Origin of the sequence: Micromonospora radicis, assembly GCF_003583405.1 — a bacterium.
In the GTDB taxonomy this organism is placed as follows: domain Bacteria; phylum Actinomycetota; class Actinomycetes; order Mycobacteriales; family Micromonosporaceae; genus Micromonospora; species Micromonospora radicis.
In genome coordinates, this window is sequence record NZ_QXEC01000063.1 from 1 (window position 1) to 960 (window position 960).

1 protein-coding gene is annotated in these 960 nt (G+C 65.5%); it reads right to left on the minus strand.

From position 1 onward, the window contains the following. Positions 1–9 precede the first annotated feature (9 nt). Positions 10–666, minus strand: a complete 657-nt coding sequence (locus D2L64_RS26920) for a C39 family peptidase (protein ID WP_119579995.1) — start codon at positions 664–666, stop codon at positions 10–12. Positions 667–960 lie beyond the last annotated feature (294 nt).

Genomic DNA, 960 nt, shown 5'->3' on the forward strand with positions numbered 1-960 from the left:
TTGGTGGTGTCAGTTGGTGGCGGTGTAGCCGCGGGTGGCGATCCAGTTGGCGAGGTTGTCGGTGGTGATCTGGTAGCTGGCGGTGTTGGGGTTGGCGGAGTCGGCGATGGTGACGGTGTCGCCGCCGTTGTGGTAGCCGACGATGCTGATGTAGTGGCCGCCTTCGAAGCTGTGGGTGTTGCCGGTGGTGTCGGTGGTGGTGCCGGCGATGTTGGCGACGAGGGCGTGGTTGTTGTCGATGGTGCGGACGATGTCGTCGCGGAGTTTGTCGGTCTGCTTGGTGGTGGCCTTGGGGCCGGGGATCTCGATGGAGTGGTAGATGTTCTTGCCGGTTTCCTTGTTCAGGATGGGGGTGATGTCGTTGATGGAGTTGGTGCCGGCTTCGGTGGTGCCCATTTCCTTGGCCATGGTGTCCATGTCGATGTTCTTGCCTTGGACGCTGAGGGCGTTGCGGGTGGCGGCGGGGCCGCAGTAGTAGAAGTTGGGTTGGGCTTCGTAGCGGACGTCGAGTTGGCGTTCGCTGGTGGGTTTACGGTCGGTCTGTGTCGATGTGGTGTGTGTGGTGGGCGCGGCGTGGGCGGTGGTGATGGGTCCGGCGATGGCGCCGCCGGTGAAGGCGAGTCCGGCTGCGGTCAGGGCGGCCTTGCGGATGATGGTGGTACGCATGATGGGTTCACGCCTTTCGTTCGGGGGTGTCGTGGTGATGGATCGACCCGTGGGGATCCGTGTGTCACGACGAGGGGGAGGACGCCGGGTGGGGGGTGTGCGGGCGTCGGGGTGGTGTAACGAACCTGGCTCGTCCCGGATTCCGGGGGCTCGGGTGCCAGGTGGCCGGTGGGCGTCGGGGGAGCGCCTGCGGTCTGTCGTGTTCAACGACCCGGGGGTGGGTGCCATTCCGGCCACGGCGATCCGGTGGATGGACGATGAGCCCCAAACCAGTCACCCGTCGCACGATGACGG

Bases quoted from the DNA above. Each gene is read 5' to 3' on its own strand.
- D2L64_RS26920 (WP_119579995.1), bottom strand. From the start codon at position 666: ATGCGTACCACCATCATCCGCAAGGCCGCCCTGACCGCAGCCGGACTC.